General features: G+C 43.8%; 1 protein-coding gene. It reads left to right on the plus strand.

The window, feature by feature from the left end:
- Positions 1 to 159: 159 nt before the first annotated feature.
- Positions 160 to 534, plus strand: a 375-nt coding sequence (locus R8O11_RS30790) for an SIMPL domain-containing protein (RefSeq protein WP_318195330.1), incomplete at its 3' end; no start/stop codon positions are given.

Raw genomic sequence — 534 nt, forward strand, 5'->3', positions numbered from 1 at the left:
TACACAGTCAAAGTTGTGTTAGAAGTGAAGTTAGGAGCTTGGATAATCACCGGAAGTTTCTATTATGAAACCACTTACTCCTACAGCTCGGCGACTTAACAAAGTCGGTGATGCTGATTTGTGGAGACACTTCACTATTGATATGGATGGATTTGTCGAATGAAACTGTATTCGTGTTTGCTGGCTTCAGCTCTTAGTCTTAGCAGTGTTTCAGTCTTGGCTGATGTGCCTGAATTTGCTCACGTAACAACAACGGGTTACGGTGAGGTGGTCGCAACACCAGACATGGCGACCTTTTCTGTAAAAGTGGTGGATACCACCATGACAGCGGAACAAGCAAAACAATCCGTCGATAAAACAGTCGAAGATTTTCTCCAATATCTGTCTGATGCTGGTTTATCAAAGGACAATATCACCAGCTCAAACCTGTATCTTGCGCCTCAGTATCACTACCCTAAATCGGGCAAAGCTGAGTTGGTTGGATACAGAGCATCACGCAGCATCAATGTAACAGTGACAGATTTAGCCGATCTT

It is taken from the genome of Vibrio sp. 1288, from assembly GCF_033344475.1.